Genomic DNA, 15706 nt, shown 5'->3' with positions numbered 1-15706 from the left:
AATCTTCGGTGGACGCAGGCTTTTTATTCACTGCCGATCAACTGTGGGAGCGAGCTTGCTCGCGATGGCGCCAGCCTAGTCGCCCCATGGACCCCAGGATAAAAAAAGCCCGCATTGCTGCGGGCTTTTTTACAAGGCTTAGCGGTTAGCCGCGACGACGCAGTGCGTCGATACGCTCTTCCAGCGGCGGGTGGCTCATGAACATGCGTGCCAGGCCCTGCTTGATGCCACCGTTGATGCCAAAGGCATTCAGGGTATCGGGCATGTGCACCGGCAGGCCTTGCTCGGCGCGCAGGCGTTGCAGGGCGCCGATCATGGCGCCGGTACCGGCCAGGCGTGCACCGGCGTCGTCGGCGCGGAACTCGCGTTTGCGCGAGAACCACATGACGATGGCGCTGGCGAGGATGCCCAGTACCAGCTCGGCGAAGATCGTCGCCACGTAGTAGGCGATACCCTGGCCTTCTTCGTTCTTGAAGATCACCTTGTCGACGAAATTGCCGATGATCCGGGCGAAGAACATCACGAAGGTGTTCACCACACCCTGGATCAACGCCAGGGTCACCATGTCGCCGTTGGCGACGTGGCCGATCTCGTGGGCCAGCACAGCCTTGACTTCATCGGGCGAGAACCGTTCGAGCAGGCCCTGGCTGACGGCGACCAGGGCGTCGTTCTTGTTCCAGCCGGTGGCGAAGGCGTTGGCCTCGTAGGCCGGGAAGATACCGACCTCCGGCATCTTGATACCGGCTTCGCGGGACAACTGCTCGACGGTCTGCAGCAGCCATTGTTCGTGACGCGTGCGCGGCTGGCTGATGATCTGGGTACCGGTGCTCATCTTCGCCATCCACTTGGAGATGAACAGCGAGAACAGGGAACCGGCGAAACCGAACACCGCACAGAAGATCAGCAGCTGATTGAGGTTGAGGTCAACCCCATTGGCCGCCATGAACCCGTTGAAGCCAAAGAGGCTCAGGGTGATGCTGGCAATCAGCACGACCGCCAGGTTAGTGGCCAAGAACAGCAGGATGCGCATCATGGTTGTGAAAATCTCCTCATGCTAAAGATGTAGCGTTATGCGGGGTATATAAGGTGCTGCCGCAGGCTATTCAACTCGCCGACTATTTCAAACTGTGTCCTACAGGCGTCCTAAATGTTTGAAAGACTTTTCTGAAAGTGACCAGGGAAAAGAAATGCGCTGCCTGCCCCCCGTGAACGTTGAGCCCAGATGCATGGTGACCGTCCAATTCCCAGTGTAGAAGGCCCGACGGAGTCGGCGGAACGGATATGTTGCTGAATCAAACAGCGTGCGAGGTGAGGGCGCCTCGCACGCTGCCCGGCTTATTGACGGTAGGACTTGAGGAAGTTGCCGATCCGGCCAATGGCCTGATCGAGGTCATCGACCCGCGGCAGGGTCACGACGCGGAAGTGGTCCGGCCATGGCCAGTTGAACGCGGTACCCTGGACCACCAGCAGCTTCTCGGACAGCAGCAGGTCGAGGACGAACTTTTCATCGTTGTGGATCGGGCAGACCTTCGGGTCGATCCGTGGGAAGGCATACAGCGCGCCCATCGGCTTGACGCAACTGACGCCGGGAATGTCGTTGAGCAATTCCCAGGTGCGATTGCGCTGTTCCAGCAGTCGGCCCTGGGGCAGGACCAGGTCGTTGATGCTCTGGTAACCGCCCAGCGCCGTCTGGATCGCATGCTGGCTCGGCACGTTGGCACACAGGCGCATGTTGGCCAGCATGTCGATGCCTTCGATGTAGCTCTGGGCATGGTGCTTGGGCCCGGAGATGGCGATCCAGCCGGAGCGGAAACCGGCGACTCGATAGGACTTGGACAGGCCGTTGAAGGTCAGGCACAGCAGGTCCGGCGCCAGGGAAGCGGTGCAGACGTGCACGGCGTCGTCGTAGAGGATCTTGTCGTAGATCTCGTCGGAGAACACCACCAGGTTATGCTGGCGGGCCAGTTCCAGCATGCCCAGCAGTACTTCCCGGGAATACACGGCGCCGGTCGGGTTGTTCGGGTTGATGATCACCAGTGCCTTGGTATTGGGCGTGATCTTGGCCTTGATGTCCGCCAGGTCGGGAAACCAGTTGGCCTGTTCGTCGCACAGGTAATGCACCGGGTTACCGCCGGACAGGCTCACGGCGGCGGTCCACAGCGGGTAGTCCGGCGCTGGCACCAGCACTTCGTCACCATTGTTGAGCAGGGCCTGCATGGACATCACGATCAACTCGGACACGCCATTGCCCAGGTAGATGTCCTCGATGCCGATCCCTTCGACCTGCTTCTGCTGGTAATACTGCATCACGGCCTTGCGCGCACTGAACAGGCCCTTGGAGTCACTGTAGCCCTGGGCGGTCGGCAGGTTGCGGATGACGTCCTGGAGAATTTCATCGGGCGCTTCGAAACCAAAGGGGGCCGGGTTGCCGATGTTCAGCTTGAGGATGCGATGACCTTCCTCTTCCAGGCGCTTGGCGTGCTTGAGCACTGGGCCGCGAATGTCGTAGCAGACGTTGGCGAGCTTGTTCGATTTGCTGACCTGCATGGCGATGTGTTCCCGAAAATGAACGATCCAGGCGGCGTATGAACTACCGTAACTGGGAATCCTGCGTCTGTGCCCAGGCCTGACGCGGTATAGGCGCCACAATCCGTTTGAATGCGCATGACGTGACTGCCAGACTGGCGTCTGACGAGGCGCAATCATACGTGCCGCCCGATCTGCGGAAAAGCGTCGGATCGGGCTTTTTCAATTGCCGAGGTAGGACGATGGAAAAGTTGGAAAAAACCCTTGAGGAATGGCGTGCCATGCTCGACCCGGAGCAGTACAACGTCTGTCGGTTGAAGGGCACCGAGCGGCCTTTCTCCGGCAAATACAACGCCACCAAGACCGACGGTGTGTATCACTGCATCTGCTGCAACGAGCCGTTGTTCGATTCGCAGACCAAATTCGATTCGGGCTGTGGCTGGCCGAGTTTCTACGCGCCGATCGAAGGCAGCGCGGTGGTGGAGGTGCGGGACGTCAGCCACGGCATGATTCGCACCGAGGTGGTCTGCGCCAAATGCGATGCCCACCTGGGCCACGTCTTCCCCGATGGCCCGCCGCCCACGGGGTTGCGGTACTGCATCAACTCGGTGTGCCTGGATCTCGTGCCCCGCGATTAAATTGGCCGCCGCTCCTGTGGCGAGGGGATTTATCCCCGCTGGGCTGCGCAGCAGCCCCAAGAACGGCAACTTCGGTGTCTCAGGTTGATCGCATTCAGCCTTTTGGGGTCGCTGCGCAACCCAGCGGGGATAAATCCCCTCGCCACAGGTCTGTTCGGTTGGAGCATCATCGATGCCCGTACCGATCTCCCTAATTAAATTGCACGCAATTCAATTGATCGCTATCTTCAAGCCTCCAACCTTTAACCGGAGCCTTGCCATGAGCGACAACCTGCTGAGCATCCCGTGCACCACCATCAAGGGTGAGCAAAAGACCCTCGCCGATTTCGCCGGCAAGGCCGTGCTGGTGGTCAACACGGCCAGCAAGTGCGGGTTCACCCCGCAATACAAGGGACTTGAGGCGTTGTGGCAGACCTACAAGGACCAGGGCCTGGTGGTGCTGGGCTTTCCCTGCAATCAGTTCGGCAAGCAGGAGCCGGGCAATGAAGGGGCGATCACCGAGTTCTGCGAGCTGAACTTCGGCGTGAGCTTTCCGCTGTTCAAGAAAATCGAAGTCAACGGCGCCAACGCCCATCCGCTGTTCGTCCAGCTTAAACAGCGTGCACCCGGCGTGCTGGGGTCCAAAGGCATCAAGTGGAATTTCACCAAGTTCCTGATCGGCAAGGACGGTCAGGTGGTCAAGCGGTTTGCCCCGACCACCAAGCCCCAGGACCTGACCGGCGAGATCGAAGCGCTGCTCAAATGAATGACCTGTCAGCCGATTCGCTGAAGCTCGACAGCCAGTTGTGCTTCAAGCTGTACGCCGCTTCACGTGCGGTGATTCGTGGCTACAAGCCGATGCTCGATCAGCTTGGCCTGACCTATCCGCAATACCTGGCAATGCTGGTGTTGTGGGAATGGCAGGACACGGCGCCGCCACAGCCGACGGTCAAGGCCCTGGGTGAACGTTTGCTGTTGGATTCCGGCACACTGACGCCGCTGCTCAAGCGCCTGGAACAGTTGGACCTGGTCCAACGCCAGCGTTCGGCCCGGGACGAGCGGGAGGTACACTTGAGCCTGTCGGCTGCGGGGCGGGCTTTGCGCGAACAGGTCGGCCCGCTCAAGGCGCGCCTGTTATGCGACAGCGGGGTCGATCTGGACCGCCTGGGCGCGTTGCGAGACGGTCTCGATCATCTGCTGGGCCAGATCAAAGCGCTGACGTAGTGCGCACCCACTGGTCCAGCACGGCTGCCAGCTCTTCGCGGCGGAACGGCTTGGACAGGTAATCGTTCATGCCAGAGGCCCGGCAGCGCTCGCGTTCTTCGGGCATCGCGTTGGCCGTCAGCGCAACGATCGGCAGGTCCGACCAACGCCCGCTGCGGCGAATCTGCCGGCTGGCTTCGTAACCGTCCATCACCGGCATGTTGCAGTCCATCAACACCAGGTCGAACACCCGCTGTTCCAGTTGATCCAGGGCTTCGACGCCATGGGCCGCGACGGTGACCTCGCAGCCCAGTTTCACCAGCATGCCCTTGGCCACCAGTTGGTTGACCGGATTGTCTTCCACCAGCAGCACCCGTCCACGCTTGGACGGCGTCGGGGTTTCGATCTGTGCGTCGTTGATGGTGGTCGCCTCGCTTTGCATGGCGCGCCGCACAATCTGGTACAGCGCATGGCGCGCCAGCGGTCGAGCCTGTTGTATCAGCGGGGCGAGGGCGGCGGCCTCTTCGCCGGGCATGAAACTGCCATAGGCGGTCACCAGCAGGATCGGTGCGTCAAAGGTCGGCCGCAGGTTGAACAGGCATTCCGGACAGTCGGTGATCAGCACGTCAGGCTTGAGTCCCAGCAGCCCGTCATCGATGGAGCGCTGCACATAATCCAGGCCCCAGCCCGGCAACAACATGCCCAGCAATTCGGCCAGGCCGCTGCTGCTGGCGGTGATGGCGACGACGTTGCCGCGCAACGGTTCGACAGGCGTGGCAGGCAGATGGCAGGGCAGGGGCAGGTCTGCGCAGAACTGGCTGCCGAAGCCGGCTTCGGAACTGATCGTCAATCGGCCCTGCATGGCTTCGCAGAGGTTGTAGGTCAGTGCCAGGCCCAACCCGGTGCCGCCAAACTGACGGGTAATACCGGCGCCGGCCTGGGTGAACGGCTGCAGGATTCTCGCCTGGGCTTCCTGGGGAATGCCGATACCGGTGTCGCAGACTTCGATTCGCACGCCGCCTTCGTAATGGCTCAACTTCACGTCGACCCGGCCAAAACGTGTGAACTTCAGAGCGTTGGACAGCAGGTTGCTGACGATCTGGCGTACCCGGGTCGGGTCGCCGAGTACCTGCGCCGGGAACCGGGGATCGATCAGGCAGGCCAGCTCGACACTGGGGGCCGCGTTCTGGGAAAGCAGGTTGGCGGTATCCTCCACCAGGGCGCCGAGGTCGAACGGGATGCGTTCGAGCTCCAGTTGCCCGGCGTCGAATTTCGACAGGTCGAGGATGTCGTTGAGCAACTCGACCAAGACCTTGCCCGAGTCATGGGCGATCGAGAGCTGCTGCTGTTGCTCGGCCGTCAGGGGACCGTCCAGGGACAGGGCGATCATTCCCAGCAGGCCGTTGAGTGGCGTGCGGATCTCGTGGCTCATGTTGGCGAGGAACACGGAGCGGGCTTCGGCCATATCCAGGGCCGTGCGCCTGGCCACCTCCAGCTCTTCGTTGGACTGACTGAGGCGGGCGTTGATGGCCTTGAGTTCGGCGGTGCGTGCCGAGACGATGTTTTCCAGTTGCGCCAGGTATTCGGTGAGGCGATTTTCGGCGGTGCGCCGCTGTTGGATTTCCATGGAGATATTTTCGAACTGCTGGTTGGCGACGGACACCAGCACGCCGATTTCATCGGACTGGTGGCCGGAAGGGCATTCCAGGCGGTTCTGTTCGTTGCTGCTTGGGTCGCGGCTGCTCAGTTCGCGGATGACCCGCACCAGGGGCTTGGTCAGCATCACGTAGAACAGTGCCAGCAACAGGCCGGTCAGGATCAGGCTGCGGGCGAAGCCGTTGAGCAAGGTGACCTCGGCGCGGCGCAGGAAACGACTGCCGAACGCATAGGTGTCGACGTCCAGTCGCAGCAGGCCCAGGGATTCGCCGGGCAAATGGTCCAGGTAGAGCCGGTCCTCGAACTGGCGCTGGGCACCGAACAGGAAGTCGCTGATGAACCGGTAGCTGCTTTGCAGCTCGGGCCGCTTGACGCTGGCCAGCACGGTATTGTTGTTGTCGAGCAGCTCGGCGCCGACGATGGCCGGTGAGCGCAACAGGCCCATGGCCAGTTCCTGGGCGAGTTCGGCGTCGATGTTGTAGGCGATGCGCGAGGCCGGGTTGTGGCTGATTTCCAGCAGCGACAGGATTTCACGGTTGATCGACGCGTCTTCGCTGGCATAATCGATGCCGATCTGCATCAGGCTGAGCAAAGTGCCCAACACGAAGCCCACGAGGACAGTCAGGCGGGCCTGCTTGTAGGAAAGCCGTTGGGTGAATCTGATGTCCATTGAGTGATGAACCACTTACGTTTCCCTTCGCCGGTCAAGCATAGCTGATCATCTCTGAATTCCGGTGCGGCCGGTGTGTATTGTGTGAAGTAGACCCGCCATTGGATAAGGCGTTTCGTTGTTGGAGCGCCATCATTACTGTGAACCTGTCCGAGGAAAAGACGTGGACTCGCGATTGAATGCTTTTCTTGAGCGTGCCGATGCGGTGCTGGCCCGGATCGAGCCTTTGCTGCCGGCGCCCCGGCCCGCCATCGATTGGACCCAGACCCTGGCCGCCCGCTGGCAGCGTGATGGGCGCAGTGGCTACCTGTTGCCACTGCAGGTCAGTCTCGACATGCGCTTGTCGGACCTGATCGGCGTGGATCGCCAGGTCGAACAGTTGGGCCGCAACACCCGGCAGTTCATCGATGGCATGCCCGCCAACCATGCCTTGCTCTGGGGCTCGCGTGGCACCGGCAAGTCGTCCCTGGTGCGCGCCCTGCTGGCCGAACATGCCCCGCATGGCCTGCGGTTGATCGAGATCGAACGCGATCACCTGGCCGATCTGCCCCGGGTGGTCGAGCAGGTTGCGAAACTGCCGCAGCGCTTCGTGTTGTTCTGCGATGACTTGTCGTTCGAGTCCGGCGAAGGCGATTACCGCGTGCTCAAGAGTGTGTTGGATGGCTCCTTGGAGCAGGCACCGGACAACGTGTTGCTGTATGCCACCTCCAACCGTCGCCACCTGGTGCCGGAAAAGGAGAGCGACAACGAGAATTGGAAACGGGTCGACGGCGAACTTCACCCCAGCGAAGCGGTGGAGGACAAGATCGCCTTGTCCGACCGCTTCGGCTTGTGGCTGTCGTTTTATCCGTTTACCCAGGAGCATTTCCTCAACGTCGTGGAGCACTGGATCGGCGAACTGGCAGCCAAGGCCGGGCTGGCCTGGCAGCGCGACGAAGCGCTGGATGTGCTGGCGGTGCGTTGGGCAACCGGTCGCGGCAACCGCAACGGACGTTGCGCTTATCAGTTTGCCCGTTATTGGGTAGGCCTGAAATTGTTGGAGCACAAGGCATGATCGATTTGAAGGGCAGCGGTGTTGGCCTCGATGGCTACGACTTGTTATCGGCACAGTTGGAATCCTTGCTGGCCGATGAGCGTGACTTCATCGCCAACGCCGCGCAGTTCTCGGCCTTCCTGTCCAGTCAGTTGGACGACCTGAACTGGGCCGGCTTCTACCTCAATCGCAACGAAGAGCTGGTCCTGGGGCCGTTCCAGGGCCAGATCGCCTGTGTGCGGATTCCCTTTGGCCGTGGCGTGTGTGGCACGGCGGCAGCGACCCGGCAGACCCAGCGCGTCGAAGATGTCCATGCCTTCGCCGGGCACATCGCCTGCGACAGCGCGTCGAACAGTGAACTGGTGGTGCCGCTGGTCAAGGACGGGCGCCTGATCGGCGTGCTTGACCTGGACAGTCCGAAACTGGCGCGTTTTACCGAGCATGATCAAGCCGGCATTGAAGCATTGGCTGCGATATTCCTGCGCCTGACGGATTGCTGACTCGCTTTCCGTAGGAGCTGTCGAGCGAAGCGAGGCTGCGATCTTTCCCCAGACAATTGAGCCTCGAGTGAATAACCAACAGATCAAAAGATCGCAGGCTTCGCCAGCTCCTACGGGGATAGCATTCATGCCTTCAGCCCGGCCTTGACCAGCAGGCTGTCGGGGTCGACCTCATCGATCTGGCGCGGGTCGAGGAACTGCTCGGCGTAGCTCAGGTAGATCTTTTCTTCGATGAACAGCCAGAACAGCTCGGGATCGATATGGGCATCACGGCACATGGTGGCCATGATGCCCAGGGCCTCGCTCAGCGTCTTGGCTTTCTTGTAGGGGCGGTCGGCCGCCGTCAGTGCTTCGAAAATGTCGGCGATGGCCATCATCCGTGCCGGCAGGCTCATCTCCTCGCGCTTGAGGCGCTTGGGGTAACCGCTGCCGTCCATTTTCTCGTGATGGCCGCCGGCGATCTCCGCCACGTTGTTCAGGTGGCTGGGGAAGGGCAACTGACTGAGCATCAGGATCGTCTGCACCATGTGATGATTGATGACGTAGCGTTCCTCGCGCGTCAGCGTGCCTCGCGTGATACTCAGGTTGTAGAGCTCGCCGCGGTTGTATTTCCAGGCCGGCACATCGAGCTGGAAGCCCCACGGGTTGTCCGCCGGGATCAGTTCGGCCGCGTGGCGCTCGAACAGGTGTTCGGGCTTGTCCGCCAACAGCGGCTCGGTGACCGGCAGTGTCGGCCTGGGCGTGCGGGCCTGGCGCCGGTTTTCTTCCCAGGAAACCCCCAGGCGATCATCGAGGGTCCGGGTCCACGGGCGTTGCGCGATGTGTCGCAGGCGTTGCAGATCGGCCTCGGCCATGGCTTCGGAGCCCAGGTTGCAGCGGGCGACGAACGCAAAGTCGTCATCCAGTGCCGTCAATGTCGCATCACGCTGTCGTGCCAGGGATGACGACTCGCCGCCGTTTGCCACGGCCTGCCAGTAATCGACCCAGGCGTCGCGCTTGAGTACTTCGAAACGGGTGCGTATCTCGTGGATCCGGTCGTTCAGGGTTTCCAGCTTGGTGGCTTTGTCGACGACGTACTCGGGGGTGGTGACCTTGCCGCAATCGTGCAGCCAGGCGGCGATGTGCAGGGCTTCCCATTCATCCTCCGTGGGCCGGTAGGCGCTGAACGCCGGGGCCTGGCTGGCAGCTGCGGCCTGGGCGAGCATCAGGGTCAGGACCGGGACCCGCTGGCAATGGCCGCCGGTGTAGGGGCTCTTGGCATCGATCGCGCCGGCCAGCAGTTGGATGAAGGCGTCCAGCAGTTGCTTTTGCTTGGCTTGCAGGCGCTGACCCTCGATGCTTACGGTGGCGGCGCCGGACACGGCTTGCAGGAAGGCGATGCGGTCGGGCTGGAGTTTTTCCAGGTCGGCTTCGGTGCCGCTGTCGGTGATCAGCAACACCAATACGCCGACGGTTTCCTGGTGGCGATTGCGCAGGCGGATGCCGATCAGGTGGACCCGAGGCGAGTCCAGTGCCTGCAGGATGCCTTGCAGGTCCGCCGCCTGCTCGAAGCCCAGGGAGGTCACGAGATTGTCCGAGACGGCCAGTTGCTGGAGCCATTGCGGGCTGTCGCCCGCCTGCAACTCATGACTGCGCAGCTTGAAGGCGTCGAGGTCCCTGGGGGTTCCATCGATCACCAGCCCATGGGGCTTGAGCCGGTTTTCGTCGTTCTCGCGCAGGTAGATCAGGCCGGCCTGGGCCTGGCCGATTTTCACGGTTTCGAACAACACCCGCTCCAGCAACGGGGCGAAGCGGGTTTCGGCGCGCAGGCTGGCGGTGATTTCAAAGAAACTTGCCAGGGTCTCTTTCATGCGTGCCATCGAGACGCTCAACTGATCGACCTCCAGCACCGGGGAGCGACGGGACACCGGGTAGTTGAAGTCAAAGCTGCGAATGGCGTCGGCTTCCCGCACCAGTTCGCGCAAGGGCTTGACCAGGATCCTGGACGTCAGCCAGCCCAGGGGCAGGCACAGCAACAGGGTGGCAAGGGTGATGAGCGCGCCTTGCCAACGCATGCGATAAGCGTTGTCCAGCAGCTCGTCCTCAGGCACCAGCAACGCCAGTTCCAGGCCTTGGGGCCCGCCTTCCTGCATGTGGCTGCGCGAAACGATCCATTGGCGCCCGGCCGCTTCCAGGCGGGTCGTGTCAGTGTTGTCGTCGAGGACGGCGGCGATGGCCGGGCTGAGGTCGCGGGCCTTGATCAGGCGCGCCGACTGGGCGTCGGCGAGCAGCCGGTCGCTGTCGGGATACCCCACCGCGTTGCCCTTGGGATCGAGTAGCACGATCTCGGTGCCGGTGGTCACCTTGTGCTTGGCCAGCGTCTGGGACAGGGCCGCCAGGGTCAGGTCGGCGCCGATGACCGCCTGCTCGCCGCTGCGCCGGGCGAGGGTGGTGCCGACGTTGTGCGTGGAGAAGAAAACGTACGGCTCGGTGGTGATCTGCTCGGCGCTGCCGGCGGCGCTGCGAAACCAGCCGCGGCTGCGCGGATCGTAGGTTTCGTCGGCCATGTTCCGGCGATCGATGAGTGTCAGGGTCTCGTCGTAGAACAGCGACTGGGAATGGACCGGGCCTTGCTCGCTGGCCCGCTCGACGGTCCAGACTTGATAGGCCGCCTCGGCGGGGGCCCGCAGGGCGGTTTTCAGGGCCGGGGTGCGCAATGGCCGGACCATCAGGAAATTGCCGCGCTGATCGCCCAGGTACAACGACGCCAGGTTCGGGTTGTCCCGCAACGCCTGGCTGAAGGGCACGAGCAGGGCCATGCGTTGCGCCATCTGCGGCGTGCGTGTCGCCGGGTAGTCGGCCAGCAGGCTCAGCAGGTGGCGGATGGGTTCGTAGGTGTCATACAAGTCCAGGCGCACCTCCTGTTCAATGCGGTTGAACAGTTTTTCACTGCTGGACAGGATGATTTGCGTGGTTTGCCGGTAGTTGAAAATACCCAGCACCACCCCGGTCAACAACAGAAGCAGGGTAAACATCACGCTGATGTGGACATGCAGGGGGAAGCGGCGTTTGTCCGGACGCGGTGCGCTGGGCATTGCAGTCACTCCAAGTGTCAGGGGGGCTCGATGGGTGTTCCCGCGTGCAAGGGAAACCGATCGAGAACCCCCCAGGTACGCACTGCTGAGCGAACAGCATAGTAAACGCTGGATTATTTTGCCTTGGCGATCTCCGTTTCCAGAGCCCGCTCCAGTTCGGTCATGGCGCGGTCGAGGGCGTCGATGCAGGCGCTGATTCGTTCAGGAGCCTGTGCCAGATGACACGCCTGCTCCAGCGCCTCGCACCGCTGGATCAGCGTGCTCGCCTGGACGATGCGGGCGACGCCTTTTATCTTGTGCGCCGTTTCGGTGAGCGCCTGTCGGTTCGCGCCTTGGGCGACGTGGAGCAACTCCTGGCGGTCCGCGCGGCTGCTGCTGAGTAACTCCGCCAACAGGCGCCGGTTGGACGAAGGGTCGCCGCCGGTCAACGCCTGGAGACTGTGCACGCTGAAAGCCGCTGGGTGACCGACGGGTTTGACCGTCTTGATCCACTGGCTCAAGGCGCTCAGGCTGATGGGTTTGAACAGGCAGTCATCCATTCCGGCGTCCAGGCAGCGTTGTTTTTCCTCCGGTTGAGCATTGGCGGTGAACCCCAGGAGGGTGCAGGGCGGACGTCGCTGTTCGGACTCATCGCGACGAATCGAGCGGGCCAGTTCGTAACCGCTCATGATGGGCATGTTGCAATCGGCAATGACCAGGTCGAAATGGCCTTTGCGCCAGACCTCGAGCCCGTGGGCGCCATCGTGGGCGACCTGGTAGTGATGGCCGAGGTATTCCAATTGCTGGGACATCAGCAGGCGATTGGCGGGATGATCGTCCACGATCAGGACGTTCAAGGCGGTCCGCGCCGTTTCGATGACCGGTTCGAGTGGAACGTCAACCGGCGCCGTCGCCAGGACGGTCAGTTGCAGATGGACCTGGACCTGGGTGCCGACGCCGGGTTGGCTGCTCATGTGCAGGTCGCCGCCCATCATCCGGCACAGGTTGCGACTGATCACCAGCCCCAGTCCCGCGCCTTTGCGGGCCATTCGGCTGGTGTTATCGACCTGGGCAAACGGCTCGAACAAGCGTTGCAGGTCTGCCGGGCCGATGCCGATGCCGCTGTCGTTGACCTCCAGATGCATGTGCAGGACGTCGTCCCGCTCGGTTGGCGATAGCCGGACCTTGACCACGACCTGGCCCTGCTCGGTAAATTTGAGGGCATTGCTGATCAGGTTCGACAGCACCTGCTTGAATCGCAAGGGGTCTATCAACACGTCAGGGTTGCCCTCGGCCGCATCGAACCGCAGCGACAATGCCAGGTTCTTCTGTCGGGCCACGCCCTCGAAGACCCGTATGACCGATTGCAGCAGGGTCCTGAGATTGACGCGTTCGGGAGCCAGGCTCAGATGGCCGGATTCGATACGGGCGATGTCCAGGATATCGCCGATCAGTTCGAGCATGCCGGAGGCCGATTCGTAGGCGACTTCGATGGTCGAGCGGTCCACGTGGCCCTTGTCGGCGTGTTTCAGGGCCAGCTCGAGCATGCCGATCACCGCGTTCATCGGGGTGCGGATTTCATGGCTCATGGTGGCCAGGAACGTGCTTTTGGCGCGGTTCGCGTCATCGGCTCGTTGCTTGGATGCACGCAGTTCCTCGAACAGCTGCCGTCGTTCACTGATGTCGATCCAACCGCCGATGATGCCTTGCACTTGCGCGGCGGAGTTTCGGTAGGGAAGGATCCAGTGATAGATCGTCAGCTTCCGGTTACCGATGTGCAGGGGACGGTCCACGATCAGGGCAGTACCTTCGGCCATGACGCGCTGGTAGTCCGCCTGGTACTCCTGCGCTTCGAAGGCGTTGCTCATGGAACCTGGCATCAAGTCCTTGCCAATGACGTCTTCGCGCCTGGCGTTGAACGCTTCCAGGTAACTGTCGTTGCAGCTCTGCAGGATGCCGTTGCGATCCCTCACGTAGATGGGGTGGGGAGTGCCATTGAGCAGCGCATGCATGAATTCGAGTTGATCGTTGAGGGCCAGTTCCGCTCGTTGACGTTGCCTGATCTGGCGCTGCATGTAGGCGTTCCACGCCAGGGAAAGCAGCAGTAACAGGCCGACGCCCGCGACGATTTGGAAGAACAGGCGGTTATAAGTGCGCCAGGTATGTTCCGAGGGCGAGACGTAACCGCGCCAGCGGTTGTTGATGATGCCCAGTTCGTCGGGGTCGATGCTGATCAGGGCCTTGTCGAGGATGGCGTTCAACTCGCTGGCGTGTTTGGCCGTGGCCAGCGCGAACAGCGCCTGTTGGGTGCCCACCGTGCTGCTGATCTGCAATCTGTCCCGCCACGCATGGGAGGAGATGAAGTAGTTGGCCATCACCTGCGAGTTCACGCTGCCGTCGACCTGGCCATGGGCGAGCATTTCCACGGCGCGCAAGGGGCCGTCCGTTTCGATGATCCGGATGCTCGGGTACTGGCTGCGTAGCCATTCAATGAGCGGATTGCCCGTGGCGATCGCCAGGCTGGCGTGGCCGAACTGATCGAGCGTGGTGGGCGTGTCGGACGACTTGCGGGTCAGCAGGACGAACGCACTGTCGACGTAGGGGCGGCTGAATTTCAACTGGCGTTGCCGTTCACTGCTGGGTAACAGCGCGGCAATCATGTCGGCTTGATCGTTCAGGACCGCGGCAATCATTTCACTGTCGTTCTGGCGGCGTTGGATGTCCAGGCGCAGGCCGGTGCGTAGCCGGATCAGCTCCAGCAGGTCGGCGCTGATGCCGCGAAAATCGCCGTCCGGATCGAAGAAGGTGAAGGGGGCCGAGGTTTCGTTCACCACCACCCTGACCACCGGATGCCTGGCCAGCCAGCGTTGCTCGCGGTCGGTCAGTTGTACCCGGTGGTCCGCGAGGTACAGGTCGCTGCCTGCACTCCAGCGCTTGGCAATCGCCGTCTGTTCGGCGATGGGGACTTGGTTCAGCGTCGCGTTGATGACCTCCAGCAAGCGGGTATCGCCACGGCGTACGGCGAAACCGAATCCATAGGATTCATGTTTGCCGAAGCTGGCCATGCGGATATTGCTCAAGTAGCCCTTGCTGATCATGTAGTGGGTGGACAGGGTATCGCCGAGAAATACATCGGCCTGGCCAAAGGCGACGGCGTTGATGGCGTTCTGGTAGGACGGGTAGGTGGTGATGATTGCTTTGGGGTAGAGTTTTTCAATTTCCCGCAGCGGCAGGTAGTGATAGACCATGCTCAGCCGCAAACCCTCCAGGTCTTCATTCAGGGATCGGCTTTCATTCGTTCGGGTGACGAGAACGGGTTGGTCCACTGCGTACGGCGTCGAAAGGGCAATGTCGGGGTCGCGGGCCTCGAAACCGTTGGCGGTGCCAAGCATGTCGATCTGCCCGTCCTTGAGCGCCGCCATGGCTGCCTCACGGGAGGCGAAACGCAGGACTCTCATGGGCAAGCCGGTGGACTTGGCGAGGATGTCGGCATAGTCGGCGGTCAGGCCTTCGTAGTCGCGTCCGCTGGCGGAGAGATCGAAGGGCGGGTAATCCGGTGCGGAAGTGCCCAGGACCAGTTCCTGCCGGCTTCTTAGCCAGGCGCGGTGAACATCATCGAGCTTGATCTCGGCCTGAGCCATGGACGAGCGCCCCAGCAGCGTGTATTGCCCGGGCGCATCCGGTGTCGCCGCGAGCACTCCTGTATATAACACTGCGCTGATCAGCAGGAGACATTCGGTTATGCGTCTGAGCATCCTGTCTTCTCACACCAGCGCGTTGCGCTTCGCCATTTCAATCAGCTCGACCAAGGACTTGACCTTGAGTTTCTGCATCAGGCGTTTTTTATAAGTACTGACGGTTTTATTGCTGAGAAACATCCCCTTGGCTATTTCCTTGTTGGTTCGGCCCTGGGCAAAAAGTTGCAGTACCATCAGTTCCCGATCATTGACGCTTTTGAACAGGTCCAGCTCTATACTGCGTGGATCATCCGGGCGTACCGGGTTCAGCGCCTGGCTGGGGAAATAGTTATAGCCGGACAATACCGCTTTGATCGCGCTGACAAGTTCGCTGAGGTCTTCCTGTTTGCAAACGTAGCCGGAGGCACCGGATTGCATGCATCGGATACCGAAGAGCGTCGGCGACTGTGCCGTGAGCACCAGTGTCTTGAGCGGCGTGGTCATGGCGTTGAAGCGTGACAGAATTTCCAGCCCGTCAAGTTTGGGGATGCTGATGTCCAGGATAACCAGGTCTGGCATGCATTCGCGCACCATTTGCATCGCGTCGACGCCGTTGTCAGTTTCTCCTACGACCTTATAGCCCTCATGTTCCAGGAGCATGCGAACGGCGAGGCGGATGACCGGATGATCGTCGACAATGAAAACGGAGTTCATGAATAAATTACCCTGCGAACTTGAATAAAGCGCGCACCTTAGCCCACTTACAGCCAG

Annotated in this window: 11 protein-coding genes; 5 read left to right on the top strand and 6 right to left on the bottom strand. The window is 61.6% G+C overall.

Annotation, left to right across the window (positions count from 1 at the left end; genetic code table 11):
* Positions 1-145 precede the first annotated feature (145 nt).
* Together htpX and BLQ55_RS05730 are read right to left on the bottom strand one after the other, a co-directional pair.
* On the bottom strand, positions 146-1033 hold the full coding sequence (gene htpX, locus BLQ55_RS05735; RefSeq protein WP_092197608.1) for a protease HtpX: 888 nt from the start codon (positions 1031-1033) through the stop codon (positions 146-148).
* Positions 1034-1335: 302 nt separating this feature from the next.
* Positions 1336-2547, bottom strand: coding sequence for a pyridoxal phosphate-dependent aminotransferase (locus tag BLQ55_RS05730; RefSeq protein WP_018603142.1), 1212 nt, complete (start codon positions 2545-2547; stop codon positions 1336-1338).
* Between the two features lie 221 nt (positions 2548-2768).
* Between BLQ55_RS05730 and msrB the strand changes: the two genes are divergently transcribed.
* The 3 genes from msrB to BLQ55_RS05715 all read left to right on the top strand — a co-directional run bounded on the left by msrB (position 2769) and on the right by BLQ55_RS05715 (position 4367).
* The gene (msrB, locus tag BLQ55_RS05725) at positions 2769-3164 is read left to right on the top strand and encodes a peptide-methionine (R)-S-oxide reductase MsrB (RefSeq protein ID WP_060738535.1); all 396 of its coding nucleotides are present in this window, start codon (positions 2769-2771) and stop codon (positions 3162-3164) included.
* A 259-nt stretch (positions 3165-3423) separates the two neighbouring features.
* Entirely contained in the window at positions 3424-3909 is a 486-nt protein-coding gene (locus BLQ55_RS05720; protein WP_092197604.1) for a glutathione peroxidase, read from the top strand.
* Entirely contained in the window at positions 3906-4367 is a 462-nt protein-coding gene (locus BLQ55_RS05715; RefSeq protein WP_072408019.1) for a MarR family winged helix-turn-helix transcriptional regulator, read from the top strand. Before BLQ55_RS05720 ends, BLQ55_RS05715 begins: the two co-directional genes overlap by 4 nt.
* On the opposite strand, the gene BLQ55_RS05710 is transcribed toward BLQ55_RS05715, so the two are convergent.
* Positions 4351-6672, bottom strand: coding sequence for a hybrid sensor histidine kinase/response regulator (locus BLQ55_RS05710; protein WP_092252866.1), 2322 nt, complete (start codon positions 6670-6672; stop codon positions 4351-4353). The two genes, BLQ55_RS05715 and BLQ55_RS05710, sit on opposite strands and share 17 nt — an antisense overlap.
* A 163-nt stretch (positions 6673-6835) precedes the next feature.
* On the opposite strand from BLQ55_RS05710, the gene BLQ55_RS05705 reads away from it, so the two are divergent.
* Both BLQ55_RS05705 and BLQ55_RS05700 read left to right on the top strand, forming a co-directional pair.
* Positions 6836-7726, top strand: a complete 891-nt coding sequence (locus tag BLQ55_RS05705) for an ATP-binding protein (protein ID WP_058543216.1) — start codon at positions 6836-6838, stop codon at positions 7724-7726.
* Complete coding sequence (locus tag BLQ55_RS05700; RefSeq protein ID WP_060738531.1) at positions 7723-8205, top strand: GAF domain-containing protein; 483 nt, start codon at positions 7723-7725, stop codon at positions 8203-8205. The genes BLQ55_RS05705 and BLQ55_RS05700 overlap by 4 nt, the downstream gene beginning before the upstream one ends.
* Positions 8206-8330: 125 nt before the next feature.
* On the opposite strand, the gene BLQ55_RS05695 is transcribed toward BLQ55_RS05700, so the two are convergent.
* The 3 genes from BLQ55_RS05695 to BLQ55_RS05685 all read right to left on the bottom strand — a co-directional run bounded on the left by BLQ55_RS05695 (position 8331) and on the right by BLQ55_RS05685 (position 15649).
* Entirely contained in the window at positions 8331-11279 is a 2949-nt protein-coding gene (locus tag BLQ55_RS05695) for an HD domain-containing phosphohydrolase (RefSeq protein ID WP_092252864.1), read from the bottom strand.
* Between the two features lie 113 nt (positions 11280-11392).
* Positions 11393-15013: a transporter substrate-binding domain-containing protein gene (locus BLQ55_RS05690; RefSeq protein ID WP_092252863.1), complete on the bottom strand. Its 3621-nt coding sequence runs from the start codon at positions 15011-15013 to the stop codon at positions 11393-11395.
* A 9-nt stretch (positions 15014-15022) separates the two neighbouring features.
* On the bottom strand, positions 15023-15649 hold the full coding sequence (locus tag BLQ55_RS05685) for a response regulator transcription factor (RefSeq protein ID WP_014337291.1): 627 nt from the start codon (positions 15647-15649) through the stop codon (positions 15023-15025).
* Between the last annotated feature and the right edge of the window lie 57 nt (positions 15650-15706).

This window comes from Pseudomonas sp. NFACC13-1, assembly GCF_900104425.1.
Lineage (GTDB): Bacteria > Pseudomonadota > Gammaproteobacteria > Pseudomonadales > Pseudomonadaceae > Aquipseudomonas > Aquipseudomonas fluorescens_AA.
The sequence above is the reverse complement of the archived record's forward strand: the minus strand, read 5'-3'. Positions and strand labels throughout refer to the sequence as shown.

Bases quoted from the DNA above. Each gene is read 5' to 3' on its own strand.
- BLQ55_RS05720 (WP_092197604.1), top strand. From the start codon at position 3,424: ATGAGCGACAACCTGCTGAGCATCCCGTGCACCACCATCAAGGGTGAG.
- BLQ55_RS05710 (WP_092252866.1), bottom strand. From the start codon at position 6,672: ATGGACATCAGATTCACCCAACGGCTTTCCTACAAGCAGGCCCGCCTG.
- BLQ55_RS05730 (WP_018603142.1), bottom strand. From the start codon at position 2,547: ATGCAGGTCAGCAAATCGAACAAGCTCGCCAACGTCTGCTACGACATT.
- BLQ55_RS05700 (WP_060738531.1), top strand. From the start codon at position 7,723: ATGATCGATTTGAAGGGCAGCGGTGTTGGCCTCGATGGCTACGACTTG.
- BLQ55_RS05690 (WP_092252863.1), bottom strand. From the start codon at position 15,013: ATGCTCAGACGCATAACCGAATGTCTCCTGCTGATCAGCGCAGTGTTA.
- BLQ55_RS05685 (WP_014337291.1), bottom strand. From the start codon at position 15,649: ATGAACTCCGTTTTCATTGTCGACGATCATCCGGTCATCCGCCTCGCC.
- msrB (WP_060738535.1), top strand. From the start codon at position 2,769: ATGGAAAAGTTGGAAAAAACCCTTGAGGAATGGCGTGCCATGCTCGAC.
- BLQ55_RS05715 (WP_072408019.1), top strand. From the start codon at position 3,906: ATGAATGACCTGTCAGCCGATTCGCTGAAGCTCGACAGCCAGTTGTGC.
- BLQ55_RS05695 (WP_092252864.1), bottom strand. From the start codon at position 11,279: ATGCCCAGCGCACCGCGTCCGGACAAACGCCGCTTCCCCCTGCATGTC.
- htpX (WP_092197608.1), bottom strand. From the start codon at position 1,033: ATGATGCGCATCCTGCTGTTCTTGGCCACTAACCTGGCGGTCGTGCTG.